The organism is Desulfitobacterium chlororespirans DSM 11544 (genome assembly GCF_900143285.1).
Classification (GTDB): Bacteria; Bacillota; Desulfitobacteriia; order Desulfitobacteriales; family Desulfitobacteriaceae; genus Desulfitobacterium; species Desulfitobacterium chlororespirans.
Genome location: NZ_FRDN01000007.1, coordinates 93,632 through 110,470, shown reverse-complemented (window position 1 = coordinate 110,470; position 16,839 = coordinate 93,632). Strand labels below are relative to the sequence as shown.

The following is a 16,839-nucleotide window of genomic DNA, read 5'->3' as shown; positions in this document are numbered from 1 at the left end:
CCCCTCCGCTAAATCCGTTACCTTCGGGCGTGAATCCTAAAACCTTCCACCGGAAGGTTTCTTCTCCGGAGTTCACGTCTTTTGTACGTAAAGCTACACTTCACGGGTCTTGCTTTAGTTTTCTTTTGAGGCTTAGTCTAAGCCTTCTCTCAATTCGCCGACCATGCCGCAAGCGGCGTCGGCAAGGCTAACAGAATGGCTAGGAGAAGGGCCTATAACACCTGCTCAGGCTGGAAAGCAGACTAAGCTAAGAACCTACAACGCCCTGCCACTCAATCCCGAGAAGCAGCCCAAGGATTTTGCTTTACAGATGTGAGCGAATTTAAGCGAGCGGAAACAAAACTTCGCGAAAAGCCTGCGGCGGAGTCGGGTTGGAAACAGGACGTTTCCAACCGGCCATTGAGAACAAAGTGCGAAAGCAGTGCTTTCGAGGAGCGATTTGGCCACGAAAGCCGGACGAGGGTTTCGCCCAAGCCGCCAATGCCACAGAGACTACTTAGCGGCGCAGGTGGACCCGACGGAGTGGAGGGCTTGAGCGTTAGTTTTGTCCGCGCAGCTTATGGAGCGAACGGCGTAAAGCAAAATCCTGGAGGCTTCAGGCTTGCAGGTCGGTTTAAAGTATACTTTCCTCAAAAAAGGAGCAATGTTCTATGGATGAGGTCTTAATCGGTGAAGTCATAAAACCCCATGGAGTCCAAGGGGAAATCAAAGTATATCCCATTACGGATAACCCGAAGCGCTTCAAGAAGCTTAAGGAAGTTATCCTGGTGCAGAATCAGGAACAGCGCCGCTTGAAGGTTCTGGATGCCAAAGTCCATCAATTGGAAGTGTATCTGACTTTGGAAGGGATTAATACCAGAGATAAGGCTGAAGCCATCAGAGGATGGGCTATTAAAGCGGATCGGTCCGAGGTTCCGCCGCTTAAGGAAGGCTGGTATTACTTTGAACTGGAGGGTATGCAGGTCTATGAAAGAGATGCTCTCTTGGGGACTTTGACCCAGGTGATTCAGACGGGGGCCAATGATGTCTATCTGGTCAAGGGGGATCAAGGGGAGATCTGTGTGCCGGCTTTGAAAACGGTAGTGAAGCATGTGGATGTAGCCGGGAAGCGGATGGATGTGGAACTGCCCCCCGGACTCATCGATGGTGAAGAAATACGATGATGAAGTTCACTGTGTTAACCTTGTTTCCGGAGATGTTTGCCCCTGTTCATGAGAGTATTTTAAAACGGGCTCAAGCAGCACAGCTCATTGAGGTAGGTTTAATTAATTTTCGGGATTACGCTGCGAGCAAGCATAAGAATGTGGATGATGTTCCTTATGGGGGAGGAGCGGGCATGGTACTCAAACCTGAGCCCCTCTTTGCTGCTCTGCGGGACTTGCCGCCCAGCGGCGGCCGGCGGCGGATTGTTTTGCTTTCTCCTCAAGGGGAAGTGTTTCAACAGCAGAAGGCCAAAGAATGGAGCTGGTTGGACGAGTTGGTCTTTATTTGCGGTCACTATGAGGGATTTGATGAACGCATTCGCAGACTTGCTGATGAAGAAGTGTCTTTAGGGGATTTTGTTCTTACCGGAGGAGAGCTGGCAGCCATGGTGATGATGGATGCCGTAGCTCGTTTATTGCCCGGTGTTCTGGGAGAAAAAGCCTCGGCTGAGGAAGATTCTCATAGCGGAGGGCTTTTGGAATACCCTCAATATACCCGTCCCCCTGTATTTGAGGGGATGGAGGTACCGGATGTTCTTTTATCCGGCCATCACCGGCGTATTGAAAGGTGGCGAAGAAAGGAAGCCCTGCGCCGTACTTTCTTAAAGCGTCCTGATTTGTTCGCTAAGGTCGAATTTCAAGCAGGCGATTTCAATTTATTAGAAGAGCTGATTCAAGAGCATCCTGAGCTGGCACAAGAGCGCTTACGCTGGGAACATTTAAGGCCTAAGCCCAAAAAACGCAGATAGGAGGAGCCATTATGGGGGATCTATATGTCGCATTGCTTCATGCACCAGTCTATAATAAAAATATGGAAACCATAGCCACCTCCATCACCAATCTGGACATTCATGATATCGCTCGCAGCACTACCACATACGGAGTGAAGCGTTACTATATTGTCCATCCTGCTGAAGCTCAAAGAGCCCTGGCTCAACGGATTATGGGGTATTGGCAGGAAGGCTTTGGTGCCGAATATAATCCCAATCGCCAGGAAGCCTTTGCCCGGGTTAAATTAGCCAGTGAGCTTGCCGAGGTTGAAGAGGAGATCTTTAAGGAGCAAGGGAGAAGGCCTTTGAAGATAGCCACGGATGCCCGACGATACCCCAATACCTTAGGCTATACAGCCGTACGGGATAAAATCGAGAATGGGGAAGAGCCGTTGCTTCTGCTCTTTGGCACAGGCTGGGGCCTGCTCAGGGAGGTTATGGAAGAGTGTGATATCATTCTGGAACCGATCTATGGGCCTGGAGAATGGAATCATCTTTCCGTCCGCTCTGCGGCAGCCATTATTTTGGATCGCTTAAGAGGACATTAAATATTATTTTTAAGATTTTAAGGTGTTTGCGATTTTAAAGTTGCACTCAGCTTATTGTTTGTGATACAATATCACGGTAAAACGGATGGTCCGCTCACTGTGAAAAGCTTGGTGATGAAACATCGGCTCAGTGTATGAACATCTAGGCAAGGAAGGGGGGAATCAATAATGGATTTTATTCGCATGATTGAAGAAGAACAAATGAAAAAAGATCTTCCTGCCTTCCGTCCTGGAGATACCGTACGTGTCCACGTCAAGGTTGTCGAGGGTACTCGGGAACGTATTCAGGCTTTCGAAGGGGTTGTTATCAAGATGAAAGGCGGCGGTCTTCGCCGGACTTTCACCGTGCGCCGGGTAACTTATGGTGTAGGAGTAGAGCGGACTTTCCCGCTGCATTCTCCTCGCATTGACCGTATTGAGGTAATACGCCGCGGTATCGTACGCCGTGCCAAACTCTACTACCTACGTCAACTTTCAGGTAAAGCAGCGCGGATTCGCGACCGCCGCTAGCAATAAGATGGGCTGGAGCTATCCGGCCCTTTTATTATATACAAAATCCCGTTCGCTTTTTCGCACTATCAGAAAGCATAAGAGCAACCAGCGACTTCGCCTCATTTGCGAGCAGGCATTTAAGGCAAACAAGTGCGATAGCCTTGTCTTCGGGTGAAGTCGGGTTTTCTTGTCTTGAAAAATGCTGTATGCTCCTTAAAATTTCTGCTCATACTAGTGTAGCGACACGCTCACGTTTCGCTTAATGACTTGTCTGAATTTCCATCTGCCGCGTTGTCGTCAATCGGCGTAGCACCACTATGCCTCACTTCTTCGCCTTGCAGACTGAAAATTCATCCTGCGTCATTCAGCTGAAAGTGAACGCGCCATTACACTCGTGTAGAGTTTGAAACAGGGAGGAGAAAAACGGTGAAGCATAAGACAAGAATCGGATGGTTAATCTGGGTCCTGGCAGCAGTGGTTGTTTGTGCTGCTCTTTTACGTTTGTTTGTACTTCAGCCCTATACTATTTCTTCAAATTCCATGGAGCCTACTTTGGTTCCAGGGGATAGAATTCTCGTGAATCGTTTTGCTTACCAATACGGAACCCCCACCCGGGGCGATATTGTGGTTTTTGCCTATCCAAAAGATACCAGCCGCACCTTTGTCAAACGGGTCATTGCTGTGGATGGTGAGACCGTTGAGCTCAAGGGTAATCAGGTTTATGTCAACGGCTCACTGATTCAGGAGCCTTATCTGAAGCAAGGGGATTATTCACCCTTTGAACCTGAAACCATCCCTGCTGAAAATATCTTTGTTTTGGGCGATAACCGTCGGGAGAGCGGTGATTCAAGAGAATGGGGGGTTCTACCCAGAAGCTATATTATTGGGAAAGCATGGTTTGTTTATAGTCCCTTCCAAAGAATTAAGTTCTTTTGGTAGAGGGTAGATAAGAAGGTGTTTCGTTGAGTATTCAGTGGTTTCCTGGCCATATGGCCAAAGCAAAGCGCTTGTTGTTGGAACAGCTGCGTTGGGTAGATGTAGTCATCGAATTAGGGGATGCCCGCTTACCGGAAAGCAGCAGAAATCCTCTGTTGCAAGAGATGTTGGCAGATAAGCCGAAAATAATTATACTGAACAAGGTGGATTTGGCTGATCCTTACTGGACAGAGATCTGGACACGTAAACTTCGACAATCCAATCCTGTCTTGGCGGTAAGCGCAACCAGCGGCGCCGGAGTAGGAAAAATTGTTCCCGAAGTCGAGCGGCTCATGGCCCATAAGATAGAAAAATGGACGGCCAAAGGAATTCGTGCCCGCAGCATCCGGGTGATGATCGTGGGTATACCTAATTGTGGAAAATCCTCCCTGGTGAATAATCTTATTGGAAGTGCAAAAGCTAAGACAGGCAATAAACCGGGAGTGACCCGGGGCAATCAGTGGATCCGCATTCATGAGCGAGTGGAGTTGCTGGATACACCAGGGTTGCTTTGGCCAAAGTTTGAAGATCCTGAAGTGGGCAAAAAGTTAGGGGCCGTAGGTGCTATCCGGGATGAAGTACTCAATCTTGAAGAACTGTCCCTTTGGGTACTGGAGCAGCTCAAGGAAAATTATCCGGAGGCTTTAACACGGTATACTGAAGATGTTCAAACCTTGGATCTGGAGGGTATTGGACGAAAGAGAGGCTGCTTGGTTAAAGGGGGACAAGTGGATACTTTGAAAGCAGCTCAGATCTTCCTAAGGGAATTCCGGGCAGGTTCTTTAGGAAAATTCACTTTAGATCACACTGTGAAATAGCTTATAATAATCTCAAATGAGAGTTGATTTAAATTTCAGGTTTGTTTTGTGAATCATCAGGATTCCAGTAAAAGAGAGTAGGAAAGAGGAAAAATACGTTGAAGGGAATATCTAGAATGAGTATCCGTGAGGTGAGCGAGGTTCTCAATACTGAACCTTCGGAGGAATTTCTTAAAGCCTGTGCTCAGGACTCACGTCAAGGGGTACAGAATCTGATTGTTCGTTATTATAAGGAATGGGAAGCTCGCCTGGTCGAAGAAGAACGCATCGAAGCCCTGTTAAGGGAAGAAAAACAACTGTGGATCAAAGGGTATTTACATATTGCCGGAATTGATGAAGCGGGGAGGGGGCCTTTGGCAGGTCCCGTCGTCGCAGCTACCTGTATTCTTCCCGCCAAATTTAATTTACCCGGGCTTAACGATTCCAAAAAATTGACGGAGAGTAAACGGGAAAAACTGTTCCAACAGATCAAAGAACAGGCTATCGGCTATGCTGTCGGCAGTGCGGAGCCCGCTGAGATCGATGGTTTGAATATACTTCAGGCTACCAAACTAGCCATGAAGAGAGCCGTAGAAGGCTTAAAAGTCCGTCCCCATTTTTTGCTGATTGATGCTTTGGAATTATCCAGTCTCAAGATACCCCAAAAAGGTATCATCGATGGAGATGCCCTAAGCGCCAGTATCGCAGCCGCATCCATTTTGGCCAAGGTCTCCAGGGATCATTTAATGGGTGAACTGGACAAACTTTATCCTGAGTATGGATTTGCCAAGAACAAGGGTTATGGCACCAGGGAACATCTGATGGCTCTGCGCCGTTATGGAGTGAGTCCCATCCATCGCCGAAGCTTTGCTCCGGTTCAACAGCAACTGGATATTGTTTGAAAATACTTATAATTAGCATTCAAGATATTAGACATACATAGATGTTGACTATTCATAAACAAATATGGCACAATGAGTTTGGTTTATCGGAAACTTTATTTTTAATATGAAGGGGGGTAAGGAGATGTCAGATAATTTTGCTGCTGTGGGGATTGCGCTTGTGGTGGCAATTGCCATCAACTTGATTATGATGTTGATGCCAAAACTCTTAGCTCCGAAAAAACCGGTTCCAGAGAAGGCGGTACCTTATGAAAGCGGTAACGAAACCATCGGACGGACCTGGTTAGGTTTCAAAAGCAATTATTTTCTTTATGCTCTTGTTTTTACAGCCTTTGACGTAGAAACGGTATTCCTGTTTCCGTGGGCGTTGTCGTTCCGACAACTTGGAACCTTCGCTTTTATTGAAATGTTCGTATTCATTGTCATTCTTTTAGTTGGTTTCTGGTATGCTTGGAAGGAAGGTGCATTAGAGTGGATGTAGCAAAAGAGAAAGAACTCCGCGAAGCCGAAGCTCTTATGGAAAAAAATGTGCTGCTCACCAGTATTGATAAAGTTCTGAACTGGGGTCGGGGGCATTCTTTTTGGCCGGTAACCTTCGGTTTAGCTTGCTGTGCTATCGAAATGATGGCTGCAGGTGGTCCGCGTGTTGATATCTCTCGTTTTGGGTATGAGGTCTTCCGGGCATCACCTCGCCATGCCGATGTCATGATTGTTGCTGGAACATGTACCCGCAAAATGGCTCCTCTTCTGCGCATGATTTATGACCAGATGCCTGAGCCAAAATGGGTTATTGCTATGGGCAGCTGTGCCAGTGCAGGTGGCCCTTTTGCGGATTCCTATTCCATGTTGACAGGTGTGGACAAAGTAGTCCCCGTCGATGTCTATATTCCCGGCTGCCCTCCACGGCCGGAATCCTTAGTATATGGGTTGCTTCAGCTTCAACATAAGGTGAATCACCCAGACAAGGTGAGGTTATTGAAACATGGGAAATAATGAAGTGTTAAGAAAACATGTGGATGAGTTAGCATCCCGAGTCGGCGGTACCGTCGAAGAGCTCCTCGATACTTTAGTGCTTACCGTTAAGGCACCTTATATTACGGAAACCCTAACGGCAGCAAAAAGCTTCGGAGAAGTACCTTGTGACTTTCTCCACGACATCGGGGGAGTGGATAAGTTAGACCATTTCCAAGTGGTCTATCAATTGACAAGCTTGCGCGGACCCCAAAAGCTGAGAGTCAAAGCGATTGTCGATCGCGACAACCCGGTGATTGATTCCGTAACCCGCATTTGGGCAGGGGCCGATTTCATGGAGCGGGAAGCCTATGATATGTTCGGGATTCAATTCAAAGGACATCCGAATTTAAAACGTATTTATATGTGGGATGACTTCGAAGGGTTCCCACTTCGCAAGGATTATGTAACTGAGCCTGTGGAAGTTCGAAATGTTACACGTGTGCGCAGGAAAGATGAGTAGGGGGGTAGAGCCATGTCTCATGGATACAATGAAGAAACAGAAGAGCTCCTTTTAAACATGGGTCCCCAACATCCGAGTATGCACGGCGTGTTTCGGATGATCGTTCATTTACAGGGGGAAACAGTAACCGGCATTGAGCCCAAAATCGGCTATCTTCATCGCGGATTAGAAAAGATCGCGGAAAGCCGTACCTATCCGCAATTTATTCCTTATACAGACCGTTTGGATTATCTGGCTTCGCCTCATAATAATCTGGCCTATGTCCAAGCCGTAGAAAAACTGATGGGTCTTGAAATTCCTGAGCGAGCGGAATACCTTAGAATTATCTTAGCCGAGCTGGCTCGCCTGGCCAGTCATCAAGTGTTTATCGGTAGTGCGGCACTTGATATAGCGGGTTGGACCGCTTGGGGATATCCTTTCCGGGATCGGGAAAGAATCCTCGACCTCTTTGAAATGATTGCGGGCAGTCGCTTAACAGTAAATTGCATGCGGATTGGCGGCGTCAGTGCAGAGCCTCCCGCAGAGTTCTGGCCTGCCTTAGAATCACTCCTTGATGATATGCCGGAGAAAATTGAGGAATACTTCAACATCTATATGGGCAATGAAATTGCTCAAGCCCGGATGAAAAAGGTTGGTATCCTCACGAAAGAAAAAGCAGAAAATCTCTGCATCACAGGACCTGCTCTGCGAGCTTCCGGTGTCCAATATGATGTTCGGAAAGCGGAACCATATGGGATCTACGATCGCTTTGATTTTGAAGTTCCCGTGCTCTACGGCTGTGATACCTATGATCGCAACCTGATCCGGTTTATGGAGATGAACGAAAGCTTGAAGATTATTCGGCAAGCGGTACGGGATATTCCCGAAGGTCCGATTATGGCCAAAGTACCGAAGATTATTAAACCGCCGGCTGGTGAGGTATACCATCGCGTGGAAAATCCTAAAGGTGAACTGGGTTTTTATATTGTCAGTAATGGAACTCCGAAACCTGAGCGGGTGAAGATTCGGGCCGGTGCCTTCGTCAATATGCAATGTTTAAGCGAACTTGCAGTGGGGACCTATATTCAAGATCTTATCGTTAGTTTTGCATCCCTGGATGCAGTACTTGGAGAAGTGGATAAGTAATACTCTCAACGAGGGGAGAAGAAGATGGAAGCTATACGTGCGTTAAACGAATTGCCAAAGAATATTGCGGCTGCCATCCGTGGTCTGTATACGGATCCTAATTCGATTTGGGCCGACTTAACCATGACGTTGATCGGGATGATACTTGTCATCGTGATTATCGTCATCTCAGCACTTTTACTGATTGTTCTCGAACGTAAAATTGCTGGTTGGGGATCACAACGTCCCGGTCCCAACCGTTTAGGTCCACGGGGATGGTTTCAGACGATAGCCGATGCTCTGAAGTTGTTGGGTAAAGAGGATCTTACACCCGGTAACGCTGATAAATTCATGTTTAAAATTGCTCCGATGTTTGTTTTTGGTATCCCCATTTTGACTTTAGCCATTATTCCATTTGGCTATTATATGACCGTTATTGATCTGGAATTGGGAGTATTCTTCTACCTGGGGATTACCTCACTATCTACTCTTGCTTTTTTAATGGCAGGATGGAGTTCCAACAATAAGTATTCCTTGCTGGGCGGTATGCGTGCGGTTGCTCAGATGATCAGTTATGAAATTCCCTTGATTTTTTCACTTCTGGGGGTTGTCATGCTGACTCAGACCTTCAACTTGACAAAAATCGTTGAAGCACAGGCAGCATTGCCCTTTATTTTCTTGCAGCCTATAGCATTTATTATCTTTTTGATATGCGGACAAGCGGAAGTCAACAGGGCGCCATTTGATCTTATCGAAGCTGACCAGGAAATCATCGCCGGACCCTTTACGGAGTACACCGGACTGCGCTGGGGATTGTTCTACCTTGGTGAGTACGCTAACCTTGTCGCTATGTGTGCATTGGCTGCAACCGTATTCCTCGGTGGTTGGCAGGGGCCGGCAATCTTACCAGGCTGGGCATGGTTCTGGCTAAAAGTAGGTCTCTTGATCTTTATCTCCATGTGGGTTCGTTGGACATTCCCACGGATTCGGATTGACCACTTAATGCATTTTGCCTGGAAGGTCTTGTTACCGCTCGCGCTTCTCAACATCTTGTTGACGGGTTTGGGGATTTATATCTATCAGCTCGTGATTGGAGGGTGACAGAGTGTTAGGTAAAGGGTTATTAACGGGAATGGGCATCGTACTCAAGAAGATGCTCGGACCAAACGTCACAGAATTCTATCCAGAGGTTATGCCGAATCTTCCTAAGACCGTTCGCAGCTCGATGGGACTGGAACCGGATAAATGCATCTCCTGCACATTATGTGTTTTGGCCTGTCCGAATAAGGTCATTACCTTGACCAGTGAAAAGGACGAAAACAATAAAAAAGTTCTTAGGACTTATCACATGGATGTAGGCCGTTGTCTGTTCTGCGGGCTTTGCACGGAAGCATGTCCTACGGCTGCACTGACAGTGACTCAAGAGTTTGAGAACTCGGTCTTCTATCCTGAGGATTTGTATTGGGATATGATTGAGCGTTCGAAGCGTAATGGGAAGGAGGGCAACGAATGAGTACTATGGCGACCATTGTGTTCTTCATTTTCGCCATAATCGCCGTGGCTTCAGCATGGGGAGTTGTCACCTCGAAAAACATTGTTCACAGTGCTTTTTTCCTGGCGCTTTCCTTTGCCGGGGTTGCCGTCCTGTATGTCCTCTTAAATGCTGAGTATCTTGCAGCAGTTCAACTTCTCGTTTATGCAGGAGCAATTTCGATTATGGTGATCTTTGCAGTCATGCTGACCTTAAGGGGCGATGTGGCTGAAAGCAGCCCTGTCACCAAAAAATGGACCCAAGGGGCTTTAGTGAGCTCTCTTGTCTTTATTGTTTTGGCCTTGGTTATTCTGACCAATAGTGATTGGCGGATTCTTGCCATGCCGGCACTTTCTGGAGGGACCACAGTAGAACTCTCCAAACTGCTCTTGTCATGGTATATGGTGCCCTTTGAAGCGGCGGCCATCCTGGTTACTGTAGCCTTGATTGGGGCAGTGATTATCGCGAAAGGAGGGCATGAAAGCAAATGAGTATAAGCGTTGGGCTTGGATCCTATCTTTTGGTTGGAGCGATGCTTTTTTGCCTGGGGCTCTACGGAGTTTTCGTGAAGCGAAATATCATTGCCATTCTCATGTCCATTGAATTGATGCTTAACGCAGTGAATATCAATTTCATTGCTTTTAGCCGCTTTGCCCCCTGGGCTAACCCCGGGACAAATCCCCTCATTGGACAGGTAGCCGCCATCTTTGTGATCGTTGTTGCTGCAGCGGAAATTGCCGTGGGATTGGCCTTGGTTATCGCGATCTATCGCAATCGCCGTACCACGAATGTGGATGAATTCAATTGGTTGAAATGGTAGAGAGTCTATGGAGAGGTAGGTGTTCAAGGAAATGAATGATCTTTTTCAATGGGCATGGTTGATTCCCTTTTTGCCCTTCCTGTCGTTTCTAATCATCGCCTTAGTCACAAAGCGTTCCAAAAGACTGTCCTCCACCATTTCTATTTTGGCGATTCTTACTTCGTTTGGATTGTCCATAGCTATCGGTCTTGGTGTTATTCAGTCTGGCTCGCAAATCGTTGAAAACCCCGTGTTGACCACTGTGAACTGGCTCAGCATCGGCGGACTTCATATTGACTTTGGAACACTCATTGATCCGATGAGTGCGATGATGTTATTTGTCGTGACCTTGGTGGCATCCATGGTTCAGATTTACTCCATCGGATATATGCATGGGGACCCCGGTTTTTCACGTTATTATGCCTTTCAATCCTTATTCGCAGCTTCCATGCTGGGCATGGTCTTAGCAACAAACCTTCTGCAATTGTTTATCTTCTGGGAACTGGTGGGGCTATGCTCTTATCTGCTCATCGGCTTCTGGTTCTTTAAGGTGTCTGCACGGGAAGCGGCCAAAAAGGCTTTCATTACCACCCGTGTCGGGGACTTTGGTTTGCTCTTGGGAATTTTGTTCCTCTACAATACCTTTGGTACTTTGGATTTCTACGGTCCTGGTTCCTTATCGGTGCAGATGGCGACCAGCTTCCATGATTTTGCCCTGATCGGCGGCGTAAGCTATCTTACCATCATGGCTGTCTTGGTCTTCATCGGACCCGTTGGGAAATCCGGTCAGTTCCCCTTACACGTTTGGCTGCCGGATGCCATGGAAGGTCCTACCCCCGTCAGTGCCTTGATCCACGCCGCTACCATGGTTGTGGCCGGGGTCTATCTGGTGGCGCGGATGTTCTTCCTCTTTGATAACGCATCTCCTTTTGCTCTGCAGCTGGTGGCAGGAATGGGTGCCTTTACGGCCATTTTTGCGGCCACGATAGCTATTGCGCAGGACGATATCAAACGCATCCTGGCTTATTCGACCTTAAGCCAATTGGGCTATATGATGTTTGCTCTGGGCGTCGGTTCCTTAACCGCTTCCATGTTCCACCTGATGACTCATGCTTTCTTTAAGGCCCTAATGTTCTTAGGAGCAGGTTCTGTTATTCATGCCCTGCATCATAAGCAAAATATCTGGGATATGGGTGGACTTTGGAAGAAGATGCCGATTACAGGCACCACTTTCTTCATTGGGGTCTTGGCTATCGCCGGTATTCCGCCCTTTGCCGGATTCTTCTCCAAAGATGAGATCTTGTTGGCGGCCTACCATGGTCATCCCATTATCTTTGCGGTAGGCTTGTTTACTGCCTTCCTGACCGCCTTCTATATGAGCCGTCTCTTCTTTGTGGCCTTCATGGGCAAAGAGAACCCGGAGAACCATCCCCACGAATCTCCCTGGGTTATGACCCTGCCCCTAATCATCTTGGCCTTCTTCAGTATTGTCGGCGGCTGGGTTGCCTTGCCTGAGCATAACTTCGGATATTTCGTGCATTATGGTGAATTCCACCATGAAAGCATTAACTGGATGATTGCGACCATTTCAATCATTGCCGGAGTTCTGGGCATTGGTTTGGCCTACATCACTTATGTGACCCGGGCGATCAAGGCTGAGAATGTGGTGGCCCGTTTCCCTGGTGTCTATAAACTTCTTAAAAACAAGTACTATATCGACGAGATTTATCTCTGGTTCATTCATAAGGTTATGGATGGCATTGTGGCCAAAGTCCTTTACTGGTTTGACCTCTATATTGTGGACGGTATTGTTAATGGTCTGGCAGCCCTTACCCGGGGTTCAGGCCGCGTCTTGCGCCGTACCACCACAGGCCAGATGCAAACCTATGCTTTGGTATTCTTCTTTGCCATTGTTGTTATCTATCTTGTCTTCGCCCTGGGCGAAGGACAGCTTTCAGCGCTTAATCCCGCAGCTATGCTAGGAGGTGTTAAGTAATGTCGTATTTGGCACTTCAGCCTGAAGTAGGCTCCTTTATTCTGCCATTCGCACTGTTAGCACCGATTCTAGCAGCATTTATCATTGTTTTCCTTCCCAAAGAAGAAGGAAAAACGATCAAACTGGTGGCAGCACTGGGAACACTTACTTCCTTGTTGCTCTCTCTCTACGTATTCTTTGCCTATGACCGCTCCTTAGCTGGTATGCAGTTTAATCTCACGATTCCGCTGATTCCGGATATCGGTGTTAATCTGGCTTTCGGGGTGGACGGTATCAGTATTCCGATGCTCTTGCTCACGAACCTCATCGCCTTTACGGCCGTGTATTCTTCCTGGAACATCGAGAATCGTGTCAAAGAGTTCTTCGTGTTGCTCTTAATCCTGATTGCCGGGGTTATGGGAACCTTCATTGCCCGCGACCTGTTTATCTTCTTCCTGTTCTATGAAATCGTGGTTATTCCTATTTATATCATGGTTATCATCTGGGGAAGCACCAAACGGGTGACCAAAGAGTATGCAGGGATGAAGCTGACCATCTACCTGCTGCTGGGCTCCGCTTTATTGCTGGTGGCTATGGTTTCCCTTTGGGTCAATGCTACCAATCAGCTGGCGGCCATGGGCCAGGGGCCAACCTTTATGTTCGATGAACTGGCAAGGCTTCAATACAGTGAGACCTTCCAGATCATTTGCTTCGGTCTGTTGGCGGTAGGTTTTGGTTCACTGATTTCTATGTTCCCCTTCCATTCCTGGTCTCCCGACGGTTATGCCGGCGCTCCCACAGCGGTCAGTATGATCCATGCCGGAGTCCTGAAAAAGATCGGGGGCTATGGTTTAATTCGTCTGGGGCTGATGGTGTTCCCCTTGGGTGCCAAATTCTGGGCACCGGTGATTGCCGTTCTGGCGGTCGTTAACGTTCTTTATGCAGCCTTCATCGCTTTAGCCCAGAAAGACCTCAAGTATGTGGTCGGATATTCTTCCGTCAGCCATATGGGTTATGTTCTGATTGCCGTGGCGGCACTTAATATAACCAGCATCAATGGCGCAGTTGCCATGATGTTTGCTCACGGCGTGATGTCGGCTCTCTTCTTCTCCATGATTGGCTTTATCTATGAGAAGACCCATACCCGCAATATTGCGGAGCTGGGCGGACTGGCTCACCAGATGCCCCGTCTGGCTGTAGGCTTCTTGCTGGCTGGTATGGCCGGTCTGGGATTGCCCGGTACAGTGAATTTTATCGGTGAATTCACCATCTTCATCGGCACGGTTAAGGTATTGCCGGTCCATGCGGTGGCTGGTATCGCCGGGATTATCTTTACAGCTGTGTATTCCCTCCGACTCATTGCCAATGTCCTCTTCGGACCTCGCCGCAAGGAATGGGATCATCTGAAAGACCTGCGTGGCCCTGAGCTTGTTCCTTTGGTTGTCCTGGTCTTTGTCATCATCATAACGGGTGTCTTCCCGAACACAGTGCTGCAATTGATCGACACCGGGGTTCAATCTTCAGGGTTAGCTAAGGTGCTTGAAGCTGTGACTCAGGCGAAGATGGGAGGGTTGTTCTAATGATGAGTTTCGAATTATCTTTACTCTCAACAGAAATCATTATGGCAGTCCTTGGCCTTGGCTTATTGGCAGTAGGTCTCATCCTTCCCCGCGGGTCAAGACAAGGCATGTTCCCTCTTACCTTATTCGCCCTTTTGGGAACCCTTGCTTATGCTGTCTATGATTTCTTCTATGGTGGAAATGCGGCATTCCTGCAAGGAATGTATATGCATGACCAATTTGCCGGCTTTTTTAAGATTCTTTTCCTCGTTGCGGCACTCCTGGTGGTGCTCTCCACGAAAAACTATGTGGCTAAGTTCCAGGCTTACCGCGGTGAGTTTTACCCCTTATTGCTCTTGGCCGCTTTGGGTATGATGCTGATGGCTGGTGCCGGGGATCTCCTCACGATGTATGTAGGCTTAGAGTTGATGACCATCACCTTCTATATTCTCGTCGCTTACCATCCCAATGATCCCAAATCCTCAGAGGCCGGCATTAAGTATTTGGTGCTGGGAGCCGCCTCTTCGGCAGTTCTGCTCTACGGTATCAGCCTGATCTATGGACTCACCGGCTCCACGCAGATGTTTGCTGTGGCCATGTCCTTAGGTTCTGAGGCGAATACGGTGACCATCCTGGCTACGGTGATGATGCTGGCAGGATTTGGCTTTAAAATCAGTTTGGTTCCTTTCCATATGTGGGCACCGGATATTTATGAAGGGGCTCCTGCTCCCATCACGGCTTTCTTGGCTACAGCCTCCAAAGCTGCCGGTTTTGCGGCCTTGGTCAGATTCTATGTCCTGATGATGTACAATCATTCCATGGCTGAAGCCGGGCTCATCCTGCTTCTGGTATTGGCCGCTATAACGATGATTATCGGTAACCTGATGGCTTTCCCGCAAAAGAATATCCAGCGCTTGATGGCTTATTCGGGGATTGCTCAGGCAGGCTACATCATCGTTGGTGTCATCGCAGTCTCCATTGCCAGCTCGGCTGCCCAAGGGGGGCTGGATCCGGTCAATGCTTTTGTGGATGGGATTAAAGGGGTATTGTTCTACCTGATGATTTATGTCTTTGCCAATCTGGGGGCCTTTGCGGTCATTACCCATGTGGCTCAAAGCCAGGGCAGCACTGAGATCAAGGATTACGCAGGTTTAGCGAAACGTTCTCCGCTGGCCGCCGCAGTTCTTACCTTATCCGTTCTTTCTTTGGCTGGGATTCCGCCCTTGGCAGGATTTGTAGGTAAATTCTACCTTTTCTCGGCAGTCATCAACCAAGGACATGTTTGGATAGCGGTGATAGGTTTTGTGATGAGTATGATTTCCGTCTATTACTATTTATCCATTGTTAAGATCATGTATCTGGGCGATGGGGAAGGATTACCTGAAGTGCCTGTTCATGGTGCGGCCAAATTTGGCATGGTATTCTCCATGATCATTACGGTTATCTTAGGTATTTACCCCACACCTTTGGCTCAAATGGCGCTTACCGCCGCTTCGAGCCTGGTAAAATAGAATACCATAATGTCTTTTAAGAGAGTCTCAGCTTATGCTGAGGCTCTTTTCGTAAGGAGCCTGCTCTGCTCTGGAAAGTTCCGGAAGCTGAGTCTCCAGGATTTTGCTTTACACCGGTCGCTCCATAAGCTGCGCGGACAAAACTAACGCTCAAGCTCTCCGCTCTGTCGAGTGCCCCGCTAAATCGGCTCCTGCCTCATAGCGGGTTGGAAACGTCCTGTTTCCAACTCGACTCCGCTGCATGCTTTTCGCGAAGTTTTGTTTCCGCTCGCTTAAAGTCGCTTCCCTTTTGTAAATCAAAATCCTTGGGCTGCTTTTCGGATCTGGGAGAGTGGGGCGTTGTGAGGGATGTGTGGGAGGCTGCCTTATCTGAGCCGCTTTTTCCGTCTTATCGACAACCTTTGAGCGGCATGGTCGGCTGCTCGAAGAAAGCACCCAAAAAGCTGAACAGCAGGGCTGAAAAAGCCCCACAGACGTAGCTTTACGTACAAAAGCGGACGGATTTAGTGGAGGGGCGGTCAGGTTGACGAGACTTTCTTAACGTAGCGGAGCCACGGTTTACATGCAGAAAGCAGCGGGGTTTGGTGGAGCTGTTAAGAAAGCGAGTAAACCAGCCCCGGAGCTATGGAGTACGCGTTGTGCGTAAAGCTACGCGACCCGAGCAAGCTTTAGTTACAACGACCCGGACAAAAGGCAACAAGGATAGATTCGCCGTACTGTACAACAGATTCTTGCTGGGACAAAGGGACCTAATGTGTTAGAATACTTAAAAAACTTAGAGATCAAGAAAATTAAAGGAGAACTGCTTATGAGTGAACATCGGCAAGCATTGGGAAAATATGGGGAGGAACTTGCTGTAAAGCACATCAGGCAGGCTGAACTTTCTGTTCTGGAATGCAATTATCGCTGTCCTTTAGGAGAAATGGATATCATTGCTCAAGAAGGAGAGACGATGGTATTTATTGAAGTCAGGACTCGTTCCACGGGAAGCCGGGGATGGGGAGAAGAAAGCATTACGGCTAAGAAGCGGGAGAGGCTTTATCGTATAGCCACTCATTATTTAAAGTACAGGAATTATAAAGAGTGGCCTTCTTTACGTTTTGATTTAATTGCTATACGTTGCCAGGACCAGGAAGGCAAGCAGCCGGATATCATCTGGATTCGCGGCATCTAGTACTCTGTTAAATTTCCGTATGACTG

The 16,839-nt window shown here is 48.0% G+C and carries 19 protein-coding genes and 1 pseudogene; 19 read left to right on the top strand and 1 reads right to left on the bottom strand.

Annotation, left to right across the window (positions count from 1 at the left end):
• Positions 1–650: 650 nt before the first annotated feature.
• The 18 genes from rimM to BUA14_RS11165 all read left to right on the top strand — a co-directional run bounded on the left by rimM (position 651) and on the right by BUA14_RS11165 (position 15,639).
• The gene (gene rimM, locus BUA14_RS11250) at positions 651–1,163 is read left to right on the top strand and encodes a ribosome maturation factor RimM (protein ID WP_072772693.1); all 513 of its coding nucleotides are present in this window, start codon (positions 651–653) and stop codon (positions 1,161–1,163) included.
• Positions 1,160–1,951 carry a tRNA (guanosine(37)-N1)-methyltransferase TrmD gene (gene trmD, locus BUA14_RS11245; RefSeq protein ID WP_072772692.1) on the top strand — a complete coding sequence of 264 codons (792 nt, stop codon included), beginning with the start codon at positions 1,160–1,162 and terminating at the stop codon, positions 1,949–1,951. The genes rimM and trmD overlap by 4 nt, the downstream gene beginning before the upstream one ends.
• Positions 1,952–1,962: 11 nt before the next feature.
• Positions 1,963–2,520 (top strand): RNA methyltransferase, encoded by a 558-nt coding sequence (locus tag BUA14_RS11240; protein ID WP_072772691.1) that lies wholly within the window; start codon positions 1,963–1,965, stop codon positions 2,518–2,520.
• Positions 2,521–2,688: 168 nt separating this feature from the next.
• Positions 2,689–3,030 (top strand): 50S ribosomal protein L19, encoded by a 342-nt coding sequence (rplS, locus tag BUA14_RS11235; RefSeq protein ID WP_072772690.1) that lies wholly within the window; start codon positions 2,689–2,691, stop codon positions 3,028–3,030.
• 408 nt (positions 3,031–3,438) lie between these two features.
• Positions 3,439–3,951, top strand: a complete 513-nt coding sequence (lepB, locus tag BUA14_RS11230; protein WP_011460443.1) for a signal peptidase I — start codon at positions 3,439–3,441, stop codon at positions 3,949–3,951.
• Positions 3,952–3,974: 23 nt separating this feature from the next.
• Complete coding sequence (ylqF, locus tag BUA14_RS11225; RefSeq protein WP_072772689.1) at positions 3,975–4,805, top strand: ribosome biogenesis GTPase YlqF; 831 nt, start codon at positions 3,975–3,977, stop codon at positions 4,803–4,805.
• 98 nt (positions 4,806–4,903) lie between these two features.
• The gene (locus BUA14_RS11220) at positions 4,904–5,686 is read left to right on the top strand and encodes a ribonuclease HII (RefSeq protein WP_178371677.1); all 783 of its coding nucleotides are present in this window, start codon (positions 4,904–4,906) and stop codon (positions 5,684–5,686) included.
• Between the two features lie 124 nt (positions 5,687–5,810).
• Positions 5,811–6,167 (top strand): NADH-quinone oxidoreductase subunit A, encoded by a 357-nt coding sequence (locus BUA14_RS11215; protein WP_072772687.1) that lies wholly within the window; start codon positions 5,811–5,813, stop codon positions 6,165–6,167.
• The gene (locus BUA14_RS11210) at positions 6,158–6,679 is read left to right on the top strand and encodes a NuoB/complex I 20 kDa subunit family protein (RefSeq protein WP_072772686.1); all 522 of its coding nucleotides are present in this window, start codon (positions 6,158–6,160) and stop codon (positions 6,677–6,679) included. The genes BUA14_RS11215 and BUA14_RS11210 overlap by 10 nt, the downstream gene beginning before the upstream one ends.
• The gene (locus tag BUA14_RS11205) at positions 6,669–7,160 is read left to right on the top strand and encodes an NADH-quinone oxidoreductase subunit C (RefSeq protein ID WP_072772685.1); all 492 of its coding nucleotides are present in this window, start codon (positions 6,669–6,671) and stop codon (positions 7,158–7,160) included. Before BUA14_RS11210 ends, BUA14_RS11205 begins: the two co-directional genes overlap by 11 nt.
• A gap of 12 nt (positions 7,161–7,172) precedes the next feature.
• Positions 7,173–8,285, top strand: coding sequence for an NADH-quinone oxidoreductase subunit D (locus tag BUA14_RS11200; protein ID WP_072772684.1), 1,113 nt, complete (start codon positions 7,173–7,175; stop codon positions 8,283–8,285).
• 24 nt (positions 8,286–8,309) lie between these two features.
• Complete coding sequence (nuoH, locus tag BUA14_RS11195; protein WP_072772683.1) at positions 8,310–9,365, top strand: NADH-quinone oxidoreductase subunit NuoH; 1,056 nt, start codon at positions 8,310–8,312, stop codon at positions 9,363–9,365.
• 4 nt (positions 9,366–9,369) lie between these two features.
• Positions 9,370–9,777 (top strand): NuoI/complex I 23 kDa subunit family protein, encoded by a 408-nt coding sequence (locus tag BUA14_RS11190; RefSeq protein WP_072772682.1) that lies wholly within the window; start codon positions 9,370–9,372, stop codon positions 9,775–9,777.
• Entirely contained in the window at positions 9,774–10,286 is a 513-nt protein-coding gene (locus tag BUA14_RS11185; protein WP_072772681.1) for an NADH-quinone oxidoreductase subunit J family protein, read from the top strand. The genes BUA14_RS11190 and BUA14_RS11185 overlap by 4 nt, the downstream gene beginning before the upstream one ends.
• Positions 10,283–10,615, top strand: coding sequence for an NADH-quinone oxidoreductase subunit NuoK (gene nuoK / locus BUA14_RS11180; protein WP_005813222.1), 333 nt, complete (start codon positions 10,283–10,285; stop codon positions 10,613–10,615). The genes BUA14_RS11185 and nuoK overlap by 4 nt, the downstream gene beginning before the upstream one ends.
• A gap of 19 nt (positions 10,616–10,634) precedes the next feature.
• Positions 10,635–12,590 carry an NADH-quinone oxidoreductase subunit L gene (nuoL, locus tag BUA14_RS11175; RefSeq protein WP_072772680.1) on the top strand — a complete coding sequence of 652 codons (1,956 nt, stop codon included), beginning with the start codon at positions 10,635–10,637 and terminating at the stop codon, positions 12,588–12,590.
• Positions 12,590–14,149 (top strand): complex I subunit 4 family protein, encoded by a 1,560-nt coding sequence (locus BUA14_RS11170; protein WP_072772679.1) that lies wholly within the window; start codon positions 12,590–12,592, stop codon positions 14,147–14,149. The genes nuoL and BUA14_RS11170 overlap by 1 nt, the downstream gene beginning before the upstream one ends.
• Complete coding sequence (locus BUA14_RS11165; RefSeq protein WP_072772678.1) at positions 14,149–15,639, top strand: NADH-quinone oxidoreductase subunit N; 1,491 nt, start codon at positions 14,149–14,151, stop codon at positions 15,637–15,639. Before BUA14_RS11170 ends, BUA14_RS11165 begins: the two co-directional genes overlap by 1 nt.
• 16 nt (positions 15,640–15,655) lie before the next feature.
• Here BUA14_RS11165 and BUA14_RS28855 read toward each other — a convergent pair.
• A pseudogene (locus BUA14_RS28855) lies at positions 15,656–15,866 on the bottom strand (hypothetical protein).
• 581 nt (positions 15,867–16,447) lie between these two features.
• Here BUA14_RS28855 and BUA14_RS11150 point away from each other — a divergent pair.
• Positions 16,448–16,813, top strand: a complete 366-nt coding sequence (locus BUA14_RS11150; protein WP_072772909.1) for a YraN family protein — start codon at positions 16,448–16,450, stop codon at positions 16,811–16,813.
• Positions 16,814–16,839: the final 26 nt, after the last annotated feature.

What these genes read in the sequence shown, in the direction of transcription:
- rimM (WP_072772693.1), top strand. Translation starts at nt 651, where the DNA reads ATGGATGAGGTCTTAATCGGTGAAGTCATAAAACCCCATGGAGTCCAA.
- trmD (WP_072772692.1), top strand. Translation starts at nt 1,160, where the DNA reads ATGATGAAGTTCACTGTGTTAACCTTGTTTCCGGAGATGTTTGCCCCT.
- BUA14_RS11240 (WP_072772691.1), top strand. Translation starts at nt 1,963, where the DNA reads ATGGGGGATCTATATGTCGCATTGCTTCATGCACCAGTCTATAATAAA.
- rplS (WP_072772690.1), top strand. Translation starts at nt 2,689, where the DNA reads ATGGATTTTATTCGCATGATTGAAGAAGAACAAATGAAAAAAGATCTT.
- BUA14_RS11215 (WP_072772687.1), top strand. Translation starts at nt 5,811, where the DNA reads ATGTCAGATAATTTTGCTGCTGTGGGGATTGCGCTTGTGGTGGCAATT.
- BUA14_RS11205 (WP_072772685.1), top strand. Translation starts at nt 6,669, where the DNA reads ATGGGAAATAATGAAGTGTTAAGAAAACATGTGGATGAGTTAGCATCC.
- BUA14_RS11200 (WP_072772684.1), top strand. Translation starts at nt 7,173, where the DNA reads ATGTCTCATGGATACAATGAAGAAACAGAAGAGCTCCTTTTAAACATG.
- nuoH (WP_072772683.1), top strand. Translation starts at nt 8,310, where the DNA reads ATGGAAGCTATACGTGCGTTAAACGAATTGCCAAAGAATATTGCGGCT.
- BUA14_RS11185 (WP_072772681.1), top strand. Translation starts at nt 9,774, where the DNA reads ATGAGTACTATGGCGACCATTGTGTTCTTCATTTTCGCCATAATCGCC.
- nuoK (WP_005813222.1), top strand. Translation starts at nt 10,283, where the DNA reads ATGAGTATAAGCGTTGGGCTTGGATCCTATCTTTTGGTTGGAGCGATG.
- BUA14_RS11170 (WP_072772679.1), top strand. Translation starts at nt 12,590, where the DNA reads ATGTCGTATTTGGCACTTCAGCCTGAAGTAGGCTCCTTTATTCTGCCA.
- BUA14_RS11165 (WP_072772678.1), top strand. Translation starts at nt 14,149, where the DNA reads ATGATGAGTTTCGAATTATCTTTACTCTCAACAGAAATCATTATGGCA.
- BUA14_RS11150 (WP_072772909.1), top strand. Translation starts at nt 16,448, where the DNA reads ATGAGTGAACATCGGCAAGCATTGGGAAAATATGGGGAGGAACTTGCT.